The sequence below is a fragment of the Cupriavidus sp. CuC1 genome (assembly GCF_044627735.1).
GTDB lineage: Bacteria > Pseudomonadota > Gammaproteobacteria > Burkholderiales > Burkholderiaceae > Cupriavidus > Cupriavidus ulmosensis.
The window spans coordinates 1-563 of the sequence record NZ_JBIUHC010000451.1; the positions used below are offsets into that span (position 1 = coordinate 1).

The following is a 563-nucleotide window of genomic DNA, read 5'->3' on the forward strand; positions in this document are numbered from 1 at the left end:
CTCAAGTCGTTTGGCCTTGACTACGAGACGCTCAGCCAGCGCAATCCGAAGCTGGTGTACGTGTCTATCACGGGCTACGGCCAGCGAGGGCCGTGGGCGTCGCGCATGGCCTATGCCCCCACGGTGCAAGCCGAAGCCGGCTTCACGCACAACACGATGCATCATTTCGAGGGTATCGATGCTGGCCGAAAATGGACAGATCCGCTGTCGCACGCAGATGTCTACGCGGGCCTGCAGGCAACCATTGCGGTGCTCGCCGCGGTGCGCAAGCGCGAAGTGACTGGCCGGGGACAGTATATTGACGTCGCGATGGCAGCCGTGATGCTGTCCATTAACGAGCGCGCGCATCTCGATCTCGCGGGTATCGATACCGGCGCGGAGCCAGGCGTGCTCGGCGCGACCGAAGGCCCGCACTTCGTCGGGCCGGGGGGCGAGGCGTTTGTCGCGGCGCAGAGCATCGTGGGCAGCAACACGTTTCCGAACTACCTGCGCGCGATGCGCCGGATGGACCTTGGGCGCGATCCGCGCTTCAGTACCGCTGAGCGGCGTCTGCAGAACTACGG

General features: G+C 64.8%; 1 protein-coding gene. It reads left to right on the forward strand.

Translation table 11 applies throughout. The features are described 5' to 3' along the window. Positions 1–60: 60 nt before the first annotated feature. The coding region (locus ACGLHR_RS52155; RefSeq protein ID WP_400104015.1) for a CoA transferase at positions 61–563 on the forward strand (503 nt) is incomplete at its 3' end.